1 protein-coding gene is annotated in these 1,176 nt (G+C 35.0%); it reads left to right on the forward strand.

Features of this window, described 5'->3' with window-relative positions:
* Window positions 1-773: 773 nt before the first annotated feature.
* On the forward strand, window positions 774-1,176 hold a 403-nt coding region (locus tag V7068_RS19445; protein ID WP_499714155.1), incomplete at its 3' end, for an N-terminal phage integrase SAM-like domain-containing protein.

Consider the following 1,176-nt stretch of genomic DNA (forward strand, 5'->3'; position numbering starts at 1 on the left):
TACATTTGATTAGTTAAATAGAAATTCGAAATAACTCTCTCAGAAATTTTAAAATTGTTGATTTTTCATAATCTGAACCTCTCCTTTGCTTTTTAGGAAGTTCCCCTCCCATATTGCTTCTATACGCCTTAAAATTGAGGCAGTTAAATAATTTCATATAATTCATCTTGAACCTTTTATACGGATTAATAACCGCCCCTCACACCCCATATACGCCTCTACATTNNCAACAACTTTCAGAAAAAATTCCCCAGCGGTATAATGTGACTCTCGCCAATTAGCTGATAAAACATTGATTTCATAGGCACTGGGGGGGTTAATCAGAACAAAGTATACTAATCTTTTTGTTCGAATTAAGGAAGATGAATGAAAATGGGAAATTCAAGGAGGGATAATAACCTTCTTTAGTATCTACTTTTATTAGTTTCCTTTTAGGTGATACTAGAATTAGAAATTTATAGATGTAGAAAATATAGGGAGATAACGAAGTTAATGACTAAAAGTATGCAAATTATTATCATTGTTCCTATAAATGTCACTAAATGTCACTTGCTTCACACTTCCCAATAATTACAACACTATTTAGATCTATACCTATAGCTCTCTTTCTCTTCTCCTTAACTCCCCCTTCCTACCCGCGTATATACATAAAGAGCAGCAATTTCTAAATGCGGGGGGATTATCATGGAAACAATTGTTATTATTTGCTACATTAGATGTATAGAAGCTTGTTATACCTTTAGAGGGCATCTTTATAAAAGGGGATGTTTTCTATGGGACAAATAAAGAAAGACGGTTCTACTTGGTACTATGTAGCTGAGCTAGGAATTGACCCGCTTACTGGTAAAAGAAAGCGGAAAAAGAAGCGTGGGTTTAAAACAAAACGGGATGCTGAGAAAGCACTCGCTTTGATTGAATCAGAGGTAATCAAAGGAACGTATTTTGAGCCTTCTCATATTACTTTCGAAGAGCATCTTCATGAATGGTTTAAAATCAAGAAAAATACGATTAATACCCAAACAGCGGAAGTATATCGGGGATACATGAAGAATCGAATTATTCCTGCATTAGGTGATACCCAACTTTCAAAGTTAACACCTATTCTTCTACAGGGTTATGTGAATAATCTAGTTGAGGAAGGACTGGCCAGTGCCACCATTAAAAAGCTCTACAACA

This window comes from Bacillus sp. JJ634 (assembly GCF_036962285.1).
GTDB lineage: Bacteria > Bacillota > Bacilli > Bacillales > DSM-1321 > Peribacillus > Peribacillus asahii_A.